Genomic DNA, 18,010 nt, shown 5'->3' with positions numbered 1-18,010 from the left:
ATTTTAGTGTTCAATAACTTTAATAATGCCTTGCCTCATCCATACGAAGGACGAGCGCATCTAAAGCGACTACTTTATCAGCCATCGCACGTAGGGGGTTAATCTCAATACTTGCGACCGTCTCAGTTTTTTGCACCGCCAATACAGACAATCGACTCACCACCTCAGCAACTGCTTGTATATTGATCACAGCTTGGCCACGGGCTCCTTGAAAAATGGCCGCACCACGTAATGATGTCAACATTGATAAAGCTTTGTTTGGCGTAACCGGTGCTAACGACAAACTAAGGTCTTTTAAAACTTCTGTATAAATACCCCCGAGGCCAACCATGATAATCGGCCCAATTGTAGGATCCTGTTGCGTACCAACAATAAAATCAACGCCCTCTTTAATCATTGGGCTCACCAGAAGTCCTTCGATATTGGCCGTCGGTTCACGTTCAGCCACCGTTTTAAACATTGAATGTGCAGCTGTGCGCACAGATTGCTCGTTTAGCAGATCAAGTGCGACACCTCCGGCTTCGGATTTATGTGCAATATCGGCTGAAAGAATTTTAATGGCGACAGGAAAGCCAAGCTCTTTAGCACATAGAACTGCCTCTTCTGCAGTGCTAGCAACCTTTTCTTTTAATACAGGGATACCCGCTTGTTGTATCAATCGTTTGGCCTGCGCTTCACTAATTTTTCCTGCCGGCCACTCGGTTATTGGAATAGAGGGTAATACACTTTGATCTTCATTAACTGTTTGAAAGGCCGTATTAAACTTGGCTAATACTGATAAGGCCGCAATTGCTCTTGAGGGGTCTTCAAAGAACATCATCCCCGCAGATTCATATTTTTCTTTAATGCTTTCGCTTGACTGACCAATCACAGCAAATGGTTTTTTATGCGTTTTCATACCCGTATCTAGGGCATCAAAAAGCTTATCTCCATGTGCTGGTGAGCCGACCCATGAGGTAAAAAATGCAACCAACAAGTCATAATGGCCTTCTTCGCACATGGCCGCTAAACTTTCACCCACTAAGGAAAAGTCATTAAGCGCACTACCGGTGACATCAATTGGGTTGCGCGGTGCACATAACGGATTTCTCGCAATAAGCTTTTTTTGTGCCTCTATAGGCATTGGCGGCACAGGAAGACCGACTTCCTCGGCGGCGTCTGCCATTAGTACCCCTGCACCACCTGATACCGTTAAAATACCTAATTTATTACCATAGGCAGGTGGCGAAATACTGAAGGCGTAGAGGATATCAAACATTTGCTCGGTTGTTTTCGCACGTTGCGCACCGTATTGATCAATTAGTGCTTGGAAGCTTGCATCGGAGCCTGTTAACGATGCTGTATGCGATTGAACCGCCTTTGAACCAACCTCGGATACGCCGACCTTCATAATAACAATCGCTTTACCTTTAACACGCGCTTTTTCAAGCGCGCGAATCAATACTTTTGGCTTTTTAACCCCTTCCATATAACAACCAACGACATCAACTGTCTCTGAATCGATCAAATATTCCAGACACTCGGCCACCGTCAAATCTGATTCATTACCGGTGGATACCCATTTTGAAACCCCTAAACGCCAAGTTTTGGCCATCGTCAACAAATGTGTGCCGTATGCGCCCGATTGAGTAATCAGGCCAACGCGTCCGTTGATTGGAAAGCCCCCTTCCAAACCAGAGGTAAAGGTAGGACAGTTTCCGGCATCTCCATTGTATAAACCTAAACAATTAGGTCCAAGAATGCGCATACCATAACGCTGCACAATGTGGTCCAGTTGAACTTGTAATAAATCACCCGCCTCACCTTGTTCAGAAAAGCCAGCGGAAAAAAGCACCACTGCCTTAACGCCCTTATCGCCACACGCTGTTAAAGCCTCGGCCACCAAATTAGCTGAAATAGCTAGTACCGCTAAATCAACCTGGTCGGGAATCGATGTGATATTAGGGTATGCTTTTAAGCCTTGAATCTCCGTTCTTTTCGGGTTGACAGGATAAATACGTCCTTTAAAACCAGCCTTTAAATAATAGTCTAGCGGTCGCCCACCGATTCGCGCAGGGTTAGATGAGGCGCCAATAACCGCCACTGATTTCGGTTCAAATAGTGCTTTTAAACTCATAAACCTGCTCCTTAATGTATTCAACACCACAATTTATCGCGCGCTCTTTAAAAAAAACTAACCGTCTCATTTAAAAATTACGACAAAAATTTATTTAAATTAAACCAATATAAACAGTAAGTTAAATAAACTATTTATTGTTATTTATTAGATTTTTTATTGAAAAAATTTTCTAACGCTGCTTGGTGCTCAGCGGTATGGTGAAACATCGCTTGATTTGCTGAACAAAGATCCAAGTGATCGGCATAACTTAAGCTATCGGTTGATCTTAGTAATCGTTTAGTGACCACGAGTGTTTCGCGTGATTTTTCTGCAATATTGCTTGCCAGTTCTGTTGCGGCTGTCATCAGTTGGTCATGTTCAACTAGCTTTAATAAAAGCCCCATTTCCAAGGCCTCTTGGGCAGCCACTGTTTTGCCCGTCAAAATTAATTCTGCTGCCTTTTGTGCACCTACGGTTTTACGTAACAACCAGCAGGCACCATCGCCAGGAATAACGGCTAAATTTAAAAATGAAGAGCAAAAACTGGCTCGTTCCGAGGCAATTCTAATGTCGCATAATAAGGCCATATCAAAACCTGCCCCGGCCGCCGCACCATTAACAGCTGCAATAATCGGTATTTCAATGGAGTACAGTAATTTAGATAAACTATGAATGCCTTTGCGATAATTGTTTTGCACCGCCAACTGATCACCTGCAAACATTTTTTCTCGATTGAGCATGTCTTTAACATTACCACCCGAGGAAAACCCTTTACCTTCACCGGTCAAAATACAAACCGATACAGCTGGGTTATCTTGAATACCCATAAAAACCGTTTTAACTTCTTCTAATAACGTAGGGTCCGTAATCGCGTTACGTGAGGCAGGGTCATTTAACGTCACCGTTGCAATTTTATTATTTATTTCTAATTTAACTGTTTTATAGCTCAATTTTTTATCCACTTGATGGCTGCAGGCTAGCAATAACGACGTGACACAATGCCACTGTCACGGGCTTGCTGTAACAAGCTTTCACGGTCATCGGGGTGCGCAATGCTGATCAGTGCTAATGCTCTTTCACTGATGCTTTTACCTTTCAAATTAACAATACCAAATTCGGTCACAACATACATCGTATCCGACCTAGGTGTCGTCACGACGGTCCCCTCTTCTAGCCCGGGCACAATTCTAGAGCGAGGTCGGCCTTCTTTATCCATAAACCTAGATGAAAGGCAGATAAACGACTTCCCGCCTTTAGAAGCCACTGCCCCTCGAACAAATTGCAACTGCCCCCCAGTACCTGAAATTTGCCGATGACCATTACTCTCTGAGGCCACTTGACCGGTTAAATCCACTTGCAAACAGTTGTTAATAGAAATCACATTGTCATTTTGTGCAATTTTGTTCGTCAGGTTTGTTTCATCCACAGGAATGCTGACACACAATGCATTTTTATGAATAAAGTCATACGTTCTTTTGGAACCCAACGCAAAGGTATAGACAATTTGACCACGATAAGTTTGCTTGTAGTTCCCTGTTACTTTTCCTTTTTCAACCAGATCTACCATCCCATCAACAAACATCTCCGTATGAATCCCGAGGTCTTTGATAGTTGAATGTGCTAAAGCAGAACATACCGCATTTGGCATTCCACCAATGCCAATTTGCAAGCAACTTCTATCCTTTATCAGTGGCACAATATAATCAGCGACTTGACGGTCAATATCGCTAATAGGTGCGCTTGGTAACTCAAATAATGGCGCACTATCACCTTGAAAAACAGCCGCTACCTCGCTGATATGAACGGTGTTTTCATTACCGTAACAAACAGGAATGGCGCTAGATGTTTCTATGATAATTTTTTTCGCTATATCACAACACGCTCGTGCAAATGTGTTGGAAACACCAAAATTAAAATAACCATGCTGATCCATCGGCGATGTTTTTAATACCAACACATCTGTTTTTAAATATTCGCGATAGATATGAGGGCCTTCTCCAAAATTAAAGGGGATATAACTAACCACTCCTTGCTCAGATTTTTTTCTATCGTAGCCAGAAAAATGCCAATTTTGATATTCAAAGTGCTGTTGATCTGGGTCCTGTTCAATAATTTGCCTAGCAGCGACCGACAATGTACCTCTAACAATCACATCTTTTAATCGATCTTTCTGTTTGGCTAACTCAGTATCAAATATATCTGATTGCGTAACACTAAACCCATAATCAATGGTGTCGCCACTGTTAACTAACGCTACCGCTTCGCTAACGCTCACCATTTTTTCCTGAAGCATTTGTTGTACTGGCATGTATCCCCCCAAGCCTAACTATCTCTATATTATTTTTATAATGTTTTACCGAGTACGCTTCGTACTCAAAAAACTATGGTTTCATCATTGCACAATCACCAATAACTACTTTTGTCTCTCCAACCATACATACCGTATCTAATTTAACAATTTTCTTATCGATATTAATATCAGTAATGGTGACCTTCGTTTTAACCGTATCGCCAATTTTAACCGGTGCTTTAAACTTCATATTTTGGCCTAAATAAATACTGCCCGGCCCAGGCAATTTCATCGCTAATGTTGCACTAATAAAACCTGCTGACAGCATGCCATGAGCAATTCGTCCTTTAAACATGCTTTGTTTGGCATATTCTTCATCAATATGAGCGGGGTTAAAATCACCCGTAATACCGGCAAATAAAATAATATCTGCTTCCGTCACTGTTTTGCTCATAGAGGCAGACTGCCCCACCTTCATTTCTTCAACACTAAACCCTTCTGACATTTTTATTCCTTTTATTTAATTAATCATTCTTTTTGAAACTTCTTCGAGCATTACCTCAGTAGCACCGCCGGCAATGGCTTGAATACGAGCATCACGATACATTCTTTCTATTGCACTTTCACGAACATAGCCAAAGCCACCATGAAATTGAAGACAGTCATACATGACTTCATTCACCAGTTCACCGCAGTAGGCTTTCACCATAGAGACTTCTTTTATGCAATCAAGCCCTTGTGCATCTAACCAAGCAGAATGATAAACAAGTTGCTTACCCGCCTCAACACGCGCCGCCAATGCGGCTAAGCGCTGACGTATCGCTTGTTTATCAAATAGCACACCACCGAATGCTTTACGTGTTGTCACATAGTCCATTGTTAGCTCAAGCGCTTTAGAAGCCTCGCCCATTGACTGGGCACCTAACACAAGGCGTTCGTTTTGGAAATTACGCATAATGGAATAAAAGCCTTTATTAAGCTCGCCGATTATATTGTCTGCTGGCACGCGACAATTATCAAAAATTAACTCCGCAGTATCTGACGATAACCAACCCATTTTTTTAAGGTTTTTACCAACACTAAACCCCGGGGTGCCTTTTTCAACCGCAAATATAGTAATGCCGCGCGACGGTTTGACATCCATATCTGTTTTAGCAGCAACAAAAAACAAATCACCGTGTACGCCATTGGTAATAAACATTTTTGAACCGTTTATCACATAGTCATTACCGTCTTTTACTGCACGGGTTTTCATCGCAGCAACATCAGAGCCAACATCCGGTTCTGTTACCGCAACACCGGTAATTTTTTGTCCAGAGATAATCTCGCTCATGTATTTATTTAATTGCTGTTTATTACCAAAATTATCTAAATGAGGGGACGCCATATCTGTATGTACTAACACCGTCACTGCTAAACCGCCAAAGGTTGAGCGACCAAGTTCTTCAGCCAAAATAACAGACCCCAAAGCATCCATTTCACTACCACCATAGTCAGTTGAATAACGAATACCCAGAAAGCCTAAATCACCCATTTGCTGTAAAATTTCTCTCGGGATATAGCCTTTTTCTTCCCATTCATCAGCAACAGGCACTACCTTTTGTTCAACAAATCGTCGAATCTGATCGCGTAAAATCGTATGTTCTTCAGAAAAATAAATAGAATTCATTCAATACCACTCCTAAGACTAAAAACTTAAGCCCAGCTTGCTTTGCGTTTATTTAAAAAGGCTTCTATGCCTTCTTTACCTTCTTCTGTTTCCCAGGCATCCGCCAAATTATCGGCCGTGTAAATAGCATTTTCTTCTGCTGTATGGGTATCTACATAGTCAATGAGTTTTTTAGTCGAGGCAATCGCTCCAGGCGCGCACTTTAAAATCATTTTTACTTCTGTTTCTATCGCTTGATCTAGTTCAGCAACTGTTACAACATCTGTTAAAAGGCCGATTGTTTTTGCTTCCGTCGCACCAAACACTCTTGCGTTTAAAAAGTTTCTGCGTGCATTTGCTGCACCAATTCGTTTAACGACATACGGTGAAATAGTCGCGGGGGTCAGCCCCAATTTCACTTCTGTTAAGGCAAATTTTGCTGTCTCAACGCCGATACTAATATCGCACACCGACACCATACCAACACCACCACCATAAGCAGGGCCCTGAATACGGCCTATTATAGGTTTACTTAAGTTGTTTAAAGCCGCTAACATTTTTGCAAGTTTGCTAGTTTCTTCTACACGTTGCGCTCTTGTTTTACTGATATTGCTTTCCATCCACTTTAAATCACCGCCGGCACAAAATGTTTTACCTGCTCCCGTTAAAACAACCACACGAACAGCAGCATCCAAGTCCACAGTGGCACAAATATGTTGCATCTCTTGGATAAAATCAGCACTCATAGCATTGTGTACGATTGGTCGATTGAAGGTCACATAAGCCACCCCTCTATCATCAATATCCATAATTATATTTTTATACTGCACGGTGCTCTCCATCTACATAACAACCATTAAGAAACAAATCAGCTTGTGATTGTGCAATTGCTTCCACGCTTGCGCCACTATCAACATACCAAATACTTGCCCAATTCATACTCCCGAAAATGGCAAGACGCAATAAATGCTTATCTACCCCTGTACGTATAACACCATCTTTTTCAGCTTGCTCGAATAAATCACGCCAAAAATTCTCATAAGCATCACGGTCAGGTTGTGCCGCATTATGAACGGTTTCTGGCACTTGCCCATAATTTCTAATACTGGCTAAGGTATAGTCCGAGTGCCGCAAGATAGCGATTAAATGCCCCCGAATAGCAGCCCGTAACAAGTCAGGAAAAGAAGGCGCCTTAGCCAACTGTTCTACTTCGTATTCAACAATATCTCGGATCAGATGGACACTTTTATTAAGTACTTCCTGCACTAAGGCTTCTTTTGAGTTGAAGTGATAATACAAACTCCCTGCCTGCATGTTTATTGATTCTGCAATATCTTTTAAATAAGTTCCATGATAGCCATGCTGACTTAATTTTTTAGCCGCTGCATCTAAAATTAACTGACGGGTAACGGAGCTTTTTTTTATTGTATTTGTCACTGAATCCACCCCTTTGATGAAGCCATAATTTAAATCTAATGTAGATTAGATTCTAATTAGCGTTAGAATGAGTATAGTGATATGATCCGGCAAACGCAATATACAATAACTCAAATAAACACAAGGAAATCCAATGACTTTTAATGTTCAAATTAATGATGAAGTGGATGCGTTACGTGAGGCTGTACGTAAGTTTGCAGACGGTGAAATCGCCCCACTCGCTGAATCTGTTGATAAAGACAATGAATTTCCAAATCAACTTTGGCGTGCCTTTGGGGACATGGGTTTATTAGGCATGACTATTCCTGAAGAATACGGTGGAACTGGGCTAAATTACCTATCACACCTTGTCGTCATGGAAGAAATATCAAGAGCCTCTGCCTCTATCGGTTTATCTTACGGCGCTAATTCAAACCTTTGCTTAAACAACCTTTACCTAAATGGTAGTGAGGAACAACGATATAAATATTTACCTAAACTCTGTACGGGTGAATATATTGGCGCTTTAGCTATGTCTGAACCCGGGGCAGGTTCAGATGTCGTCGGTTCAATGAGTTGTAAAGCCGAAAAAAAGGGTGATAAATGGGTCGCCAACGGTAACAAAATGTGGATTACCAATGGCCCCGATGCTGACGTATTAATTGTTTATATGCGCACTGCTGGGCCAGAAGCCGGTTCACGCTGCATGACTGCTTTTATTGTAGAAAAGAGCATGCCTGGTTTTTCAACCGCACAAAAACTAGATAAGCTTGGTATGCGTGGCTCTAATACCTGTGAATTGGTTTTTGAAAACTGCGAAATTCCTGAAGAAAATGTACTTGGCAACGTTAACGAAGGGGTTAAAGTTCTAATGAGCGGCCTTAATACCGAGCGCATGGTGTTATCCGGTGGCCCTATCGGCATTATGCAAGCCACCATGGATATTTGCTTACCGTATATTCATGAACGGAAGCAATTTGGTAAACCTATTGGCCTGTTTGAGCTAATGCAAGGAAAAATGGCCGATATGTACGTTGCTCTTCAATCAACGCGAGCTTTTGCTTATCGTGTGGCTGAACAATATGACAAAGGCAATGATTCACGTAAAGATGCTGCTGGGCTTTTACTATTTGCTTCAGAAAATGCTGTAAAAGTTGCATTAGAAGGCATCCAAACGTTAGGCGGTAATGGTTATATTAATGAGTTCCCTACTGGCCGTTTACTACGAGACGCCAAACTTTATGATATTGGCGCCGGTACCAACGAAATTCGTCGGATGTTAATTGGCCGTGAATTATTTGAAGATACAAAATAGATATGAATAAAAAAAGCGTTGTTATTGTTGCCGCCAAACGAACGGCTTTAGGTAGTTTTCAAGGCCAATTTTCCTCGCTTAGCGCATCAGACCTTGGCAGTTACGCAATAAGCGCCGCTATCGAAGATAACCATATTGAACCCACTCAAGTAGACAGCGTACATATGGGCTGCGTATTACCTGCTGGACAAGGCCAAGCACCCGCGCGGCAAGCCTCATTAAAAGCAGGTCTACCGCTATCGGTGCCTTGTAATACTGTTAACAAAATGTGTGGATCTGGCATGCAAGCGGTGATGTACGGCTACAACCAAATATTAGCGGGCGATGCTAACTGCGTGGTCGCAGGTGGCATGGAATCGATGACTAACGCCCCCTACCTTTCAACCAAACTACGTGGGGGCCTTAAAATGGGCCACAGCGAAATGATTGATCATATGTTTCACGATGGCCTGCAAGATGTTAAACATGGCAAATTAATGGGTTCATTTGCTGAACTGTCCGCAGAAAAATACGGCTTCACGCGTGAACAACAAGATGATTTTGCCATTACCTCATTACAGCGAGCTAATGCAGCGACTCAATCAACGGCTTTTGAGTCTGAAATAACACCGGTTGTCGTTAAAAATCGCAAAGCTGAAACGCGCTATGCAACTGATGAACAACCGGCTAAGGCCGACCTTAACAAAATCAAAACACTACGTCCTGCTTTTAAAAAAGATGGCACGGTTACCGCCGCCAATGCCTCGTCTATTTCTGATGGTGCGGCTGCCTTGGTATTAATGGATGCAGATGAAGCGCGCAAACAAGGCCTGCAAGCACTAGCAACCATCACCGCGCAAGCAGTACATGCACAAGATCCTGATTGGTTCAGCACCGCGCCTATTGTTGCTATTCAAAAAGTATTAGAAAAAACTGGTTGGGCTATTAACGATGTTGATTTATTTGAAATAAATGAAGCCTTTGCTGTAGTCACCATGGCAGCCATTGAAACGCTTAATTTAGACCCTGAAAAAGTGAATGTTAATGGTGGTGCATGCGCCTTAGGTCACCCGATTGGTGCATCAGGCGCGCGCGTTCTAGTCACATTAATTCACGCATTAAAAGCTAGGCAACTGACTAAAGGGGTCGCCACGTTATGTATTGGCGGCGGCGAAGCCACTGCAATGGCGATTGAAATAATTTAACCCTGAGCACTTAAAAATTATTAAGGTAAACAATGCCGGTCATTAAATCAAAAATTGAACCAGCATCTGCTGATTTCAAAGCAAACACGATTCAAATGGAATCGCTGGTTGATGAACTTAACGAACGCATCACTAGCGCTGCCAAAGGTGGCGGCGAACGTGCACGTAAAAAACATTTAGCTCGCAATAAACTGCTACCAAGGGATCGGATTAAAGCCTTACTGGACCCAGGCAGTGCTTTTTTAGAGCTATCGCAGTTAGCCGCTTATAGCATGTATGATAATGCCGCACCGGCAGCAGGCATCATTACCGGTATTGGCCGCATCCACGGTGGCGAAGTAATGATTATTGCGAATGACGCCACGGTTAAAGGTGGTACTTATTACCCACTGACCGTCACCAAGCACCTACGAGCACAAGAAATTGCCGCTGAAAACCACCTACCCTGTATTTACTTGGTTGACTCTGGTGGTGCCTTTTTACCTCTACAGCACGAAGTATTCCCCGGCAAAGAACATTTTGGCCGTTTCTTTTATAACCAAACACGAATGTCTGCTGATGGCATTCCGCAAATTGCCGTGGTAATGGGCTCCTGTACCGCTGGCGGTGCTTATATCCCATCACTGTGTGACGAGTCTATTATTGTTCGCGAACAAGGCACTATCTTTTTAGGTGGGCCACCTTTAGTGAAAGCCGCTACCGGTGAACAAGTGTCTTCTGAAGAGCTAGGCGGCGCAGAGCTACACTGTAAGCAATCGGGCGTTACCGACCATATTGCTGAAGATGACTCACATGCCCTTTCTATTGCACGTAACGTTATTGAGCACCTCAACGAAACCAAAGAGCTGCAGGTAAAAGTTCGTCAGTCTCGCGAGCCCTTATATCCAAGTGACGATATTTTAGGCATTATTCCTAAAGACCCAAAACAACCGTACGACATACGCGAAATTATTGCCCGCTTAGTAGATGGTTCTGAATTCCAAGAATTTAAACCGCTGTATGGCCCAACGCTAGTGTGTGGTTTTGCCCATATCCACGGCTACCCTGTTGGCATTATCGCCAATAATGGTATTTTATTTTCACCCTCAGCACTGAAAGGCACGCATTTTATTGAGTTGTGCAATCAACGTGGCATTCCACTTCTATTTTTACAAAATATTACTGGCTTTATGGTCGGTAAAAAATACGAAGAAGAAGGTATCGCAAAAAATGGTGCCAAAATGGTCACCGCTGTGTCTTGCGCTAGTGTGCCAAAGTTCACCGTGTTAATTGGTGGCTCCTATGGCGCCGGTAACTACGGCATGTGTGGCCGTGCGTTTGGCGCACGTATGCTTTGGAGTTGGCCAAATTCTCGTATTTCAACCATGGGTGGCGAGCAAGCAGCCGCGGTACTGGCAACAGTTAAACGTGATGCACTTGAAGCTGCTGGCGAGAGCTGGGCTGATGAAGAGGAAGAAAACTTCAAAGCACCTATCTTGGCTCAATTTGAAGAGCAAGGTAACCCCTATTTTGCTACCGCTAGACTTTGGGACGATGGCTTAATCGACCCACGAGATACTCGCCGAATTCTCGGCCTATCACTCGCTGTAGCCGCTAAAACGCCAATAGAAAAAGCCAATTTCGGCGTTTTTAGAATGTAGAGAGTTGATCGAATGTTTAAAAAAATACTCATAGCAAACCGTGGTGAAATCGCTTGTCGGGTGATCTCCACACTTAAAAAAATGGGCATCACCAGTGTGGCTGTTTATTCAGACGCCGACCGTCATGCACGCCATGTAACGCTATCTGATGAGGCTTATTATATTGGTGCTTCAAGGCCAGATGAATCTTACCTAAAAGCGGATGACTTACTGGCACTCGCTAAAAAGAAAAACATTGATGCGATTCATCCTGGCTATGGTTTTTTATCTGAAAACAGCCACTTTGCACGTGCCTGCCTAGAGGCGAAAATTACCTTTATTGGCCCCTCCGCTGACTGTATTGAAAAAATGGGCGCTAAAGATGCAGCAAAAGTGCTTATGGAAGCTGCCAATGTGCCGGTTGTGCCTGGTTATCATGGTGAAAATCAAGCACCAGAACACTTGCAAAAACAAGCTGAAAAAGTAGGCTTCCCCTTATTAATAAAAGCGGTGTCTGGCGGTGGTGGTAAAGGCATGCGTGTTGTTAACAAAGCCGCTGAGTTTGCTAAATTGCTAGACTCAGTAAAACGTGAAGCGATGAATGCCTTTGCTGATGACCGTGTCTTACTCGAACGCTATATCAGCAAGCCTCGTCATATAGAGTTCCAAATATTTGGTGACTGCCATGAAAACTACGTACATTTACATGAACGCGAATGTTCCTTACAACGTCGTCATCAAAAAATTATTGAAGAAACTCCCTCGCCCTTCTTAGACGAAAAAACACGTCAAGCCATGGGTATTGCTGCAGTTAATGCGGCACGTGCTATTCGTTATTCGGGCGCTGGCACTATCGAGTTCATCGTCGGTGAAGACCGTTCTTTTTACTTTATGGAAATGAACACACGCCTTCAAGTAGAACACCCTGTGACCGAAATGGTCAGCGGGCAAGACTTGGTTGAATGGCAAATTCGTGTTGCCGCTGGTCAAGCCCTTCCCTTAAAACAAGAGCAAATCCCGCGTACAGGCCATTCGTTTGAGGCACGCCTCTATGCTGAAAACCCTAACAATCAATTTCTACCATCCACCGGCAAACTTCAGCATTTACGTTTCCCCACAAGCGATAAAAATCTGCGCATTGAAACCGGGGTAGAACAAGGCGACAGCATCAGTGTGTTTTATGACCCAATGATCGCAAAATTAGTGGTTTGGGGAGAAGACCGCGAAACAGCACGTAAACGTTTATTAAATGCCTTAGGCGAAACCGGCATTATTGGTGTTGAAAACAATATTGCCTTCTTAGGAACATTGGCAACACACCCAGACTTTATTGAAAACAAGATTGATACTCAATACATTGATAAAAAGTTAAACAGGCTTCTTGCAGATAGCGAGGTGGAACTACCAGACAATGTCTTACTTGCCGCAACAGTAAAGCGTCTTCTTGAGGGTAAGCAATTAGTTAAGGAAATGGCAGCCACATCAGTTGATGGTAATTCGCCTTGGTTTGATACCACTGGTTGGCGACCCAATGGGCAAAGCCAGCGCAGCCTATTTTTTAACTATGAGGAAACCGATGAGATAGAAATTAAAGTGACCGAGAATGATGAACACTTTATTTTCCATCTAGACGATGATCTAGATGTTATTGCTGAATCCTTGGCTAACGATGCCATCCGATTACAAATTAATGACAGCTGGGAGCGATTTATAGTTTTAAGGCACGAGACAAGCCTGCTTATTTCTTGGAAAAACCGTTGGTACGCCCTAACTGAAATGAACCCTTTCGAACCCGACCTGTCAACAATGAGCGCTAATTCAAACATTATTGCGCCAATGCCTGGTAAGTTATTGAAAGTCTTAGTAGCTAATGGTGATGCCGTTTTTGAAGGTCAGCCCTTAGCCATTATTGAAGCGATGAAAATGGAACATACCTTAAACGCACCCTTTGATGGTGAGATTGATCAAGTATTTTATAGCGAGGACGATTTTGTAGAAGCAGATGCCACCTTAATTACTTTTAAGGAACAGGCGTAAAGCATGCTTCGCAATTATCCAAGCCAGGTAAGAATTGTAGACGTCTCACCACGTGATGGCCTGCAAAATATTAAAAACTCTGTCCCCACTGAGGTTAAAACTACCTTAATAAACAAACTGTGTGATTCCGGCATTCAACATATAGAAGTAGCCAGCTTTGTTAGCCCTAAATGGGTGCCACAAATGGCAGATGCAGAAGCTGTTCTACAACAATTACCGCCTAGAGAAGGTACTTCGTATATCGCATTAACTCCTAACCTTCGTGGGTTTGAACGTGCGATTGACAGTGGTGCTAAAGAGGTCGCAATTTTTGCTGCCGCCTCAGAAACCTTCAGCCAAAAAAACACCAATTGTAGTATTGCCCAATCGCTTGAACGCTTCGAACCCATCATGCTCAAAGCAGCTACTTTGGGAGTTCGCGTTCGCGGTTATACCTCCTGCGTTTTAGGCTGTCCCTATGAAGGCGATGTAGCTGTTGCTGAGGTTGTTCGAGTATCCAAAGCACTGATTGATATGGGTTGTTATGAAGTATCGTTAGGCGACACCATAGGCATTGGAACACCCATCAAAGCACGTGAAATGATCGCGGCTGTTATTAAAGCAGTGCCAGCAGAAAAACTAGCGCTGCACTTCCACGATACGCGGGGGCAAGCATTAGCTAACATTTTGGCCTGTTTAGAGTATGGAGTGGCAAATATTGATGCCTCAGTCGCTGGCCTAGGTGGCTGCCCTTATGCCGCGGGCGCATCGGGTAATGTTTCAACTGAAGATGTTGTTTACATGTTACATGGCATGGGCATTGAAACTGGTATTGATTTAAAAAAATTAGTCGCCGCTGGACATTACATTAGCGAGCAAATTGCTGGACCTAATCTTAGTAAAGTTGGCGCAGTCTACCAATAAGCCTTATACATAAAAAAATTAAACAGGAGTAAAACCATGAGTGGTTTTAACAAAGTGGTATCAAACTACCAAGAAGCAATGGCTGGACTAGCAGATAATATGACCATTATTGCCGGTGGTTTTGGGCTTTGTGGCATTCCTGAGGGCTTGATCAGCGAAATTAAACATAGCGGCGTTAAGGGTTTAACTATCGTCTCCAATAACTGCGGTACCGATCACTTTGGCCTAGGCATGTTATTAGAAGACAAGCAGATTAAAAAAATGGTTTCCTCGTATGTAGGTGAAAATGCAGAATTTGAACGCCAATATCTATCTGGTGAACTTGAGGTGGAACTCACCCCACAAGGCACCTTAGCTGAAAAAATGCGTGCCGGTGGTGCTGGCATACCTGCTTTTTATACGGCGACTGGTGTTGGAACCCTTGTTGCTGAAGGCAAAGAGCTTAAGCAGTTTAATGGCCGAGACTATATTTTAGAAGAAAGTATTAGCGGTGATTTTGCCATTGTAAAAGCATGGAAAGCAGACAAAACGGGGAACCTCATTTACCGTAATACCGCAATGAATTTCAACCCAATGGCGGCTACCGCAGGCAAAATATCCGTTGTTGAAGTTGAGGAAATTGTTGAGGTGGGTGAGCTTGACCCAAACCATATTCATACTCCCGGTATTTACGTTGACCGAATCATCCAAGGACGTTTCGAAAAACGTATTGAAAAAATCACTCTAGCTAAAAATTAAGGAGCCTCAAATGTCATTAAATCGTGACCAAATTGCCATGCGTGTGGCTCAAGAGTTAAAAGATGGCTACTACGTTAATCTTGGTATTGGTATTCCAACCCTAGTGGCTAACTATGTGCCTAGTGATATTGAAGTGATGCTACAATCAGAAAACGGCTTGCTGGGAATTGGCCCCTACCCGACCGAAGAGCAAGTGGATGCTGATATAATCAATGCCGGTAAAGAAACCGTGACAGCGGCTTTAGGCGCCTCAATTTTCTCATCGGCAGAAAGTTTTGCAATGATTCGAGGCGGCCATGTGGATCTAACCGTACTGGGGGCTTTTGAAGTTGATCAACAAGGTAATATTGCCTCTTATATGATTCCAGGCAAACTCGTTAAAGGAATGGGCGGTGCGATGGATTTAGTCGCTGGTGCCGAGAATATTATCGTTACCATGAGCCATGCAGACAAACGCGATAATTCCAAATTATTGGAAAACTGTACATTACCCTTAACAGGCGCTGCTTGTGTTAAGCGCGTCGTGACCGATTTAGCAGTCATGGATATTAAAGAAGGCGCTTTTCACTTAATAGAACGAGCACCGGGTATCAGCGTTGAAGAAATTAAGCAAAAAACTGCCGGTAGATTAGTCGTGCCGGCTTATGTTCCAGAGATGTCATTTTAAGAAACATCAGCTGCAAAATAGTTAAAACAATTCACATGACACTAGTTTAGAAAGGGTTAATAAATAAGGTATTAGCCGTCTTTTAATTTGATTCAGAAGCAGGCTTTTTACTTGGGTTAAAAAAACTAGCATCCTCATGATGGTTCTTGTGATAAAGGGTGCCAAAACTCACAACATTGGTTAATTTGTGCCAGACCTTGGTATTAAGATTTACTGGCGTGCTAACGCCCTTTTCATCAAACGGGTGATTGTAATAATTAATGACAAAGAACAACCACCACCCTGAAATAAAAACAGGCATCCAGATTGCTGCAAATAGCGTTGGCCCAAATACAAGTAACCAAAACAATGGAGTACCTACAAATATAAGAGCCCCAAGAACCATCGTTAAAATATAAATTGGTTTGGGTAAGTGATGCAATTCAAGATGTTTTGCATCAAGGTAATCAACTGTAGCTTTTTGCATAGTATTTGCGTATGGCCAAAAAGCTCTACCTTTAGGACAATGCGGGTCATTCTCAACATCATCCGCATGTTTATGATGATAATAATGCACCATTTTCCAACCAAAAAAATTCGTTCTCACTAGTAAACTAGCTAATTCGCCTATACAAGTATTTAACCAACGTGGTTTAAGAATTGAGTGACTAGTATTATGTACTAAAGCCGCAGCCGCAATACCAATTGAAACTGTAATTGGCAATAAACTTATCAGAAAAACTGTTGTTTCTAATGGCTCTGGAGATAATAAAACAGCAGGAACAATAGCCAATAACATAGTATCAAAGCGCATCGTTAATGTTAAGCCTATCACCAGTAAGGGCATCAACCAGCCCCCCGAATACGAAGGTAGAAGTATGAAAATCGCAACCCCTAATAAGGCTGCCCAAACAGCAAAATACTGCAACATAAAATAAGGCTTATCGAAAAAACTTTGAAACATGCTGTCCCCACTATGAACTCTAAAGATTAGAGATTGTATCCTAACGAAATGGATAAACAAAAAATATTACCCCCCTCACTTCTTCAGTAATACTTCCCTATGGGCTTTAGTTTTTCAGCAGAAAACAAAATTTTCAAAGCCTTAGTTAGACTCTATTAAGAATTTTTCACTTATTCGCCTACTCCTTATCGGCGCATGATCGTTTGGGTCCATGCCCTATATAGGTTTTGTGACGACGAGTCAAAAACTAATATATATTTTTATTCCAAATTAAACCTCAAGCTTTGGCCTTATAAAGAGAGTATTCAACAACCCCTTCTGGCAAATGAATAGTGACGGAGACTGGCTTGCCTGCTTCGTCAACGTTTAGAAGCGGCTCAATGATTGGAACATTATTCTGTTTTTTAGAAAACGCTAAAATATCACTTACTTTTTCAAAGGTCGATAAGCGCTTAAGTTGAACATGTGTTACTGGCATTAACTTAACCTCGCCTTGCTCATAAAGCGATAAAATCTCTTCAGGCAACGCCCAGCAAGACGAGTCAGTTTCTATATTGTCATGACTAACTTGGTGACCCATTGAGCCTTTGGCTATAAAAAAACGTGTATCAAAACGCTTAGGTGTACCATCGGGAGCTATCCAATGGTCATAAAAAATAACCCTGTCTAAATCTAGCGATGCACGGTGCTCCCTTAACAGGCTCTCAAAACTCACATAACCTTTATGCAGTTTTTGACGTAATGCTGCGTTAACCTGAATATCATCATTTCTCGTAGCGGCAAGGATGCCCGCCTCCTCTAAGGTTTCACGAATAGCCGCTATTTTATAAGCGTGTATCGATAAATCAGTGTCATTTGTATAAAAACAAAGGTTATTATTTAACCTAAGCTGTTTATCTTGCTCATCAACGACACCGCCGGGAAAAACATAAGCCCCTGCTGCAAAACCTGTTGTTTCGACCCGGCGTAACATACAAACTTCTGGGCCTTTTTTTGTATCCCTTAACAGGATTAGTACAGCAGCTTCTCTGATCATTTCAGCCTATTATTTTCAATGGTTAATTGAAGCGGTTCCGCTCATTAGGACAGTAAAAGCCGTTAGTTAAGGAGTTATTTTCTGTATTATTATTTAAATAGAGGACACAGAAGATG

At 42.6% G+C, this 18,010-nt stretch carries 16 protein-coding genes; 7 read left to right on the top strand and 9 right to left on the bottom strand.

The genetic code is table 11. The features are described 5' to 3' along the window. Positions 1-19 precede the first annotated feature (19 nt). From KUG63_RS10270 to KUG63_RS10240, 7 genes are all read right to left on the bottom strand, one after another. Entirely contained in the window at positions 20-2,116 is a 2,097-nt protein-coding gene (locus tag KUG63_RS10270; RefSeq protein ID WP_287555207.1) for an acetate--CoA ligase family protein, read from the bottom strand. A 140-nt stretch (positions 2,117-2,256) separates the two neighbouring features. Continuing rightward, a complete protein-coding gene (locus KUG63_RS10265) occupies positions 2,257-3,048 on the bottom strand; it encodes an enoyl-CoA hydratase-related protein (RefSeq protein ID WP_287555205.1) in 792 nt (263 codons plus the stop codon). A gap of 26 nt (positions 3,049-3,074) precedes the next feature. After that, a complete protein-coding gene (locus KUG63_RS10260) occupies positions 3,075-4,406 on the bottom strand; it encodes an acetyl-CoA hydrolase/transferase family protein (RefSeq protein WP_016390189.1) in 1,332 nt (443 codons plus the stop codon). A gap of 73 nt (positions 4,407-4,479) precedes the next feature. Next, complete coding sequence (locus KUG63_RS10255) at positions 4,480-4,893, bottom strand: MaoC family dehydratase (RefSeq protein ID WP_020162220.1); 414 nt, start codon at positions 4,891-4,893, stop codon at positions 4,480-4,482. A gap of 15 nt (positions 4,894-4,908) precedes the next feature. Beyond that, positions 4,909-6,057, bottom strand: a complete 1,149-nt coding sequence (locus tag KUG63_RS10250; RefSeq protein WP_287555201.1) for an acyl-CoA dehydrogenase family protein — start codon at positions 6,055-6,057, stop codon at positions 4,909-4,911. A 26-nt stretch (positions 6,058-6,083) separates the two neighbouring features. Continuing rightward, positions 6,084-6,866: a crotonase/enoyl-CoA hydratase family protein gene (locus KUG63_RS10245; RefSeq protein ID WP_287555199.1), complete on the bottom strand. Its 783-nt coding sequence runs from the start codon at positions 6,864-6,866 to the stop codon at positions 6,084-6,086. Beyond that, the gene (locus KUG63_RS10240; protein WP_020932404.1) at positions 6,856-7,473 is read right to left on the bottom strand and encodes a TetR/AcrR family transcriptional regulator; all 618 of its coding nucleotides are present in this window, start codon (positions 7,471-7,473) and stop codon (positions 6,856-6,858) included. Before KUG63_RS10240 ends, KUG63_RS10245 begins: the two co-directional genes overlap by 11 nt. 133 nt (positions 7,474-7,606) lie before the next feature. Here KUG63_RS10240 and KUG63_RS10235 point away from each other — a divergent pair, with 133 nt between their 5' ends. The 7 genes from KUG63_RS10235 to KUG63_RS10205 are packed head-to-tail and all read left to right on the top strand — an operon-like array spanning position 7,607 to position 15,915. After that, positions 7,607-8,767: an isovaleryl-CoA dehydrogenase gene (locus KUG63_RS10235; protein WP_016390185.1), complete on the top strand. Its 1,161-nt coding sequence runs from the start codon at positions 7,607-7,609 to the stop codon at positions 8,765-8,767. Between the two features lie 2 nt (positions 8,768-8,769). Then, complete coding sequence (locus tag KUG63_RS10230) at positions 8,770-9,951, top strand: thiolase family protein (protein WP_287555195.1); 1,182 nt, start codon at positions 8,770-8,772, stop codon at positions 9,949-9,951. Positions 9,952-9,983: 32 nt separating this feature from the next. Then, entirely contained in the window at positions 9,984-11,591 is a 1,608-nt protein-coding gene (locus KUG63_RS10225) for a carboxyl transferase domain-containing protein (protein WP_287555192.1), read from the top strand. 12 nt (positions 11,592-11,603) lie between these two features. Then, complete coding sequence (locus KUG63_RS10220; RefSeq protein WP_287555189.1) at positions 11,604-13,607, top strand: acetyl/propionyl/methylcrotonyl-CoA carboxylase subunit alpha; 2,004 nt, start codon at positions 11,604-11,606, stop codon at positions 13,605-13,607. Between the two features lie 3 nt (positions 13,608-13,610). Further along, positions 13,611-14,510: a hydroxymethylglutaryl-CoA lyase gene (locus KUG63_RS10215; RefSeq protein ID WP_287555187.1), complete on the top strand. Its 900-nt coding sequence runs from the start codon at positions 13,611-13,613 to the stop codon at positions 14,508-14,510. A gap of 36 nt (positions 14,511-14,546) precedes the next feature. Continuing rightward, a complete protein-coding gene (locus KUG63_RS10210) occupies positions 14,547-15,248 on the top strand; it encodes a CoA transferase subunit A (protein WP_277642477.1) in 702 nt (233 codons plus the stop codon). 10 nt (positions 15,249-15,258) lie between these two features. Next, on the top strand, positions 15,259-15,915 hold the full coding sequence (locus KUG63_RS10205) for a 3-oxoacid CoA-transferase subunit B (protein WP_277642476.1): 657 nt from the start codon (positions 15,259-15,261) through the stop codon (positions 15,913-15,915). 82 nt (positions 15,916-15,997) lie between these two features. Here KUG63_RS10205 and KUG63_RS10200 read toward each other — a convergent pair whose 3' ends face one another. Both KUG63_RS10200 and KUG63_RS10195 read right to left on the bottom strand, forming a co-directional pair. Beyond that, positions 15,998-16,708 (bottom strand): fatty acid desaturase, encoded by a 711-nt coding sequence (locus tag KUG63_RS10200; RefSeq protein WP_162789637.1) that lies wholly within the window; start codon positions 16,706-16,708, stop codon positions 15,998-16,000. A gap of 427 nt (positions 16,709-17,135) precedes the next feature. Continuing rightward, on the bottom strand, positions 17,136-17,894 hold the full coding sequence (locus KUG63_RS10195; protein WP_277642474.1) for an NUDIX hydrolase: 759 nt from the start codon (positions 17,892-17,894) through the stop codon (positions 17,136-17,138). Positions 17,895-18,010 lie beyond the last annotated feature (116 nt).

The sequence above is a fragment of the Cycloclasticus sp. genome (genome assembly GCF_019090545.1).
Lineage (GTDB): Bacteria > Pseudomonadota > Gammaproteobacteria > Methylococcales > Cycloclasticaceae > Cycloclasticus > Cycloclasticus pugetii.
The sequence above is the reverse complement of the archived record's forward strand: the minus strand, read 5'-3'. Positions and strand labels throughout refer to the sequence as shown.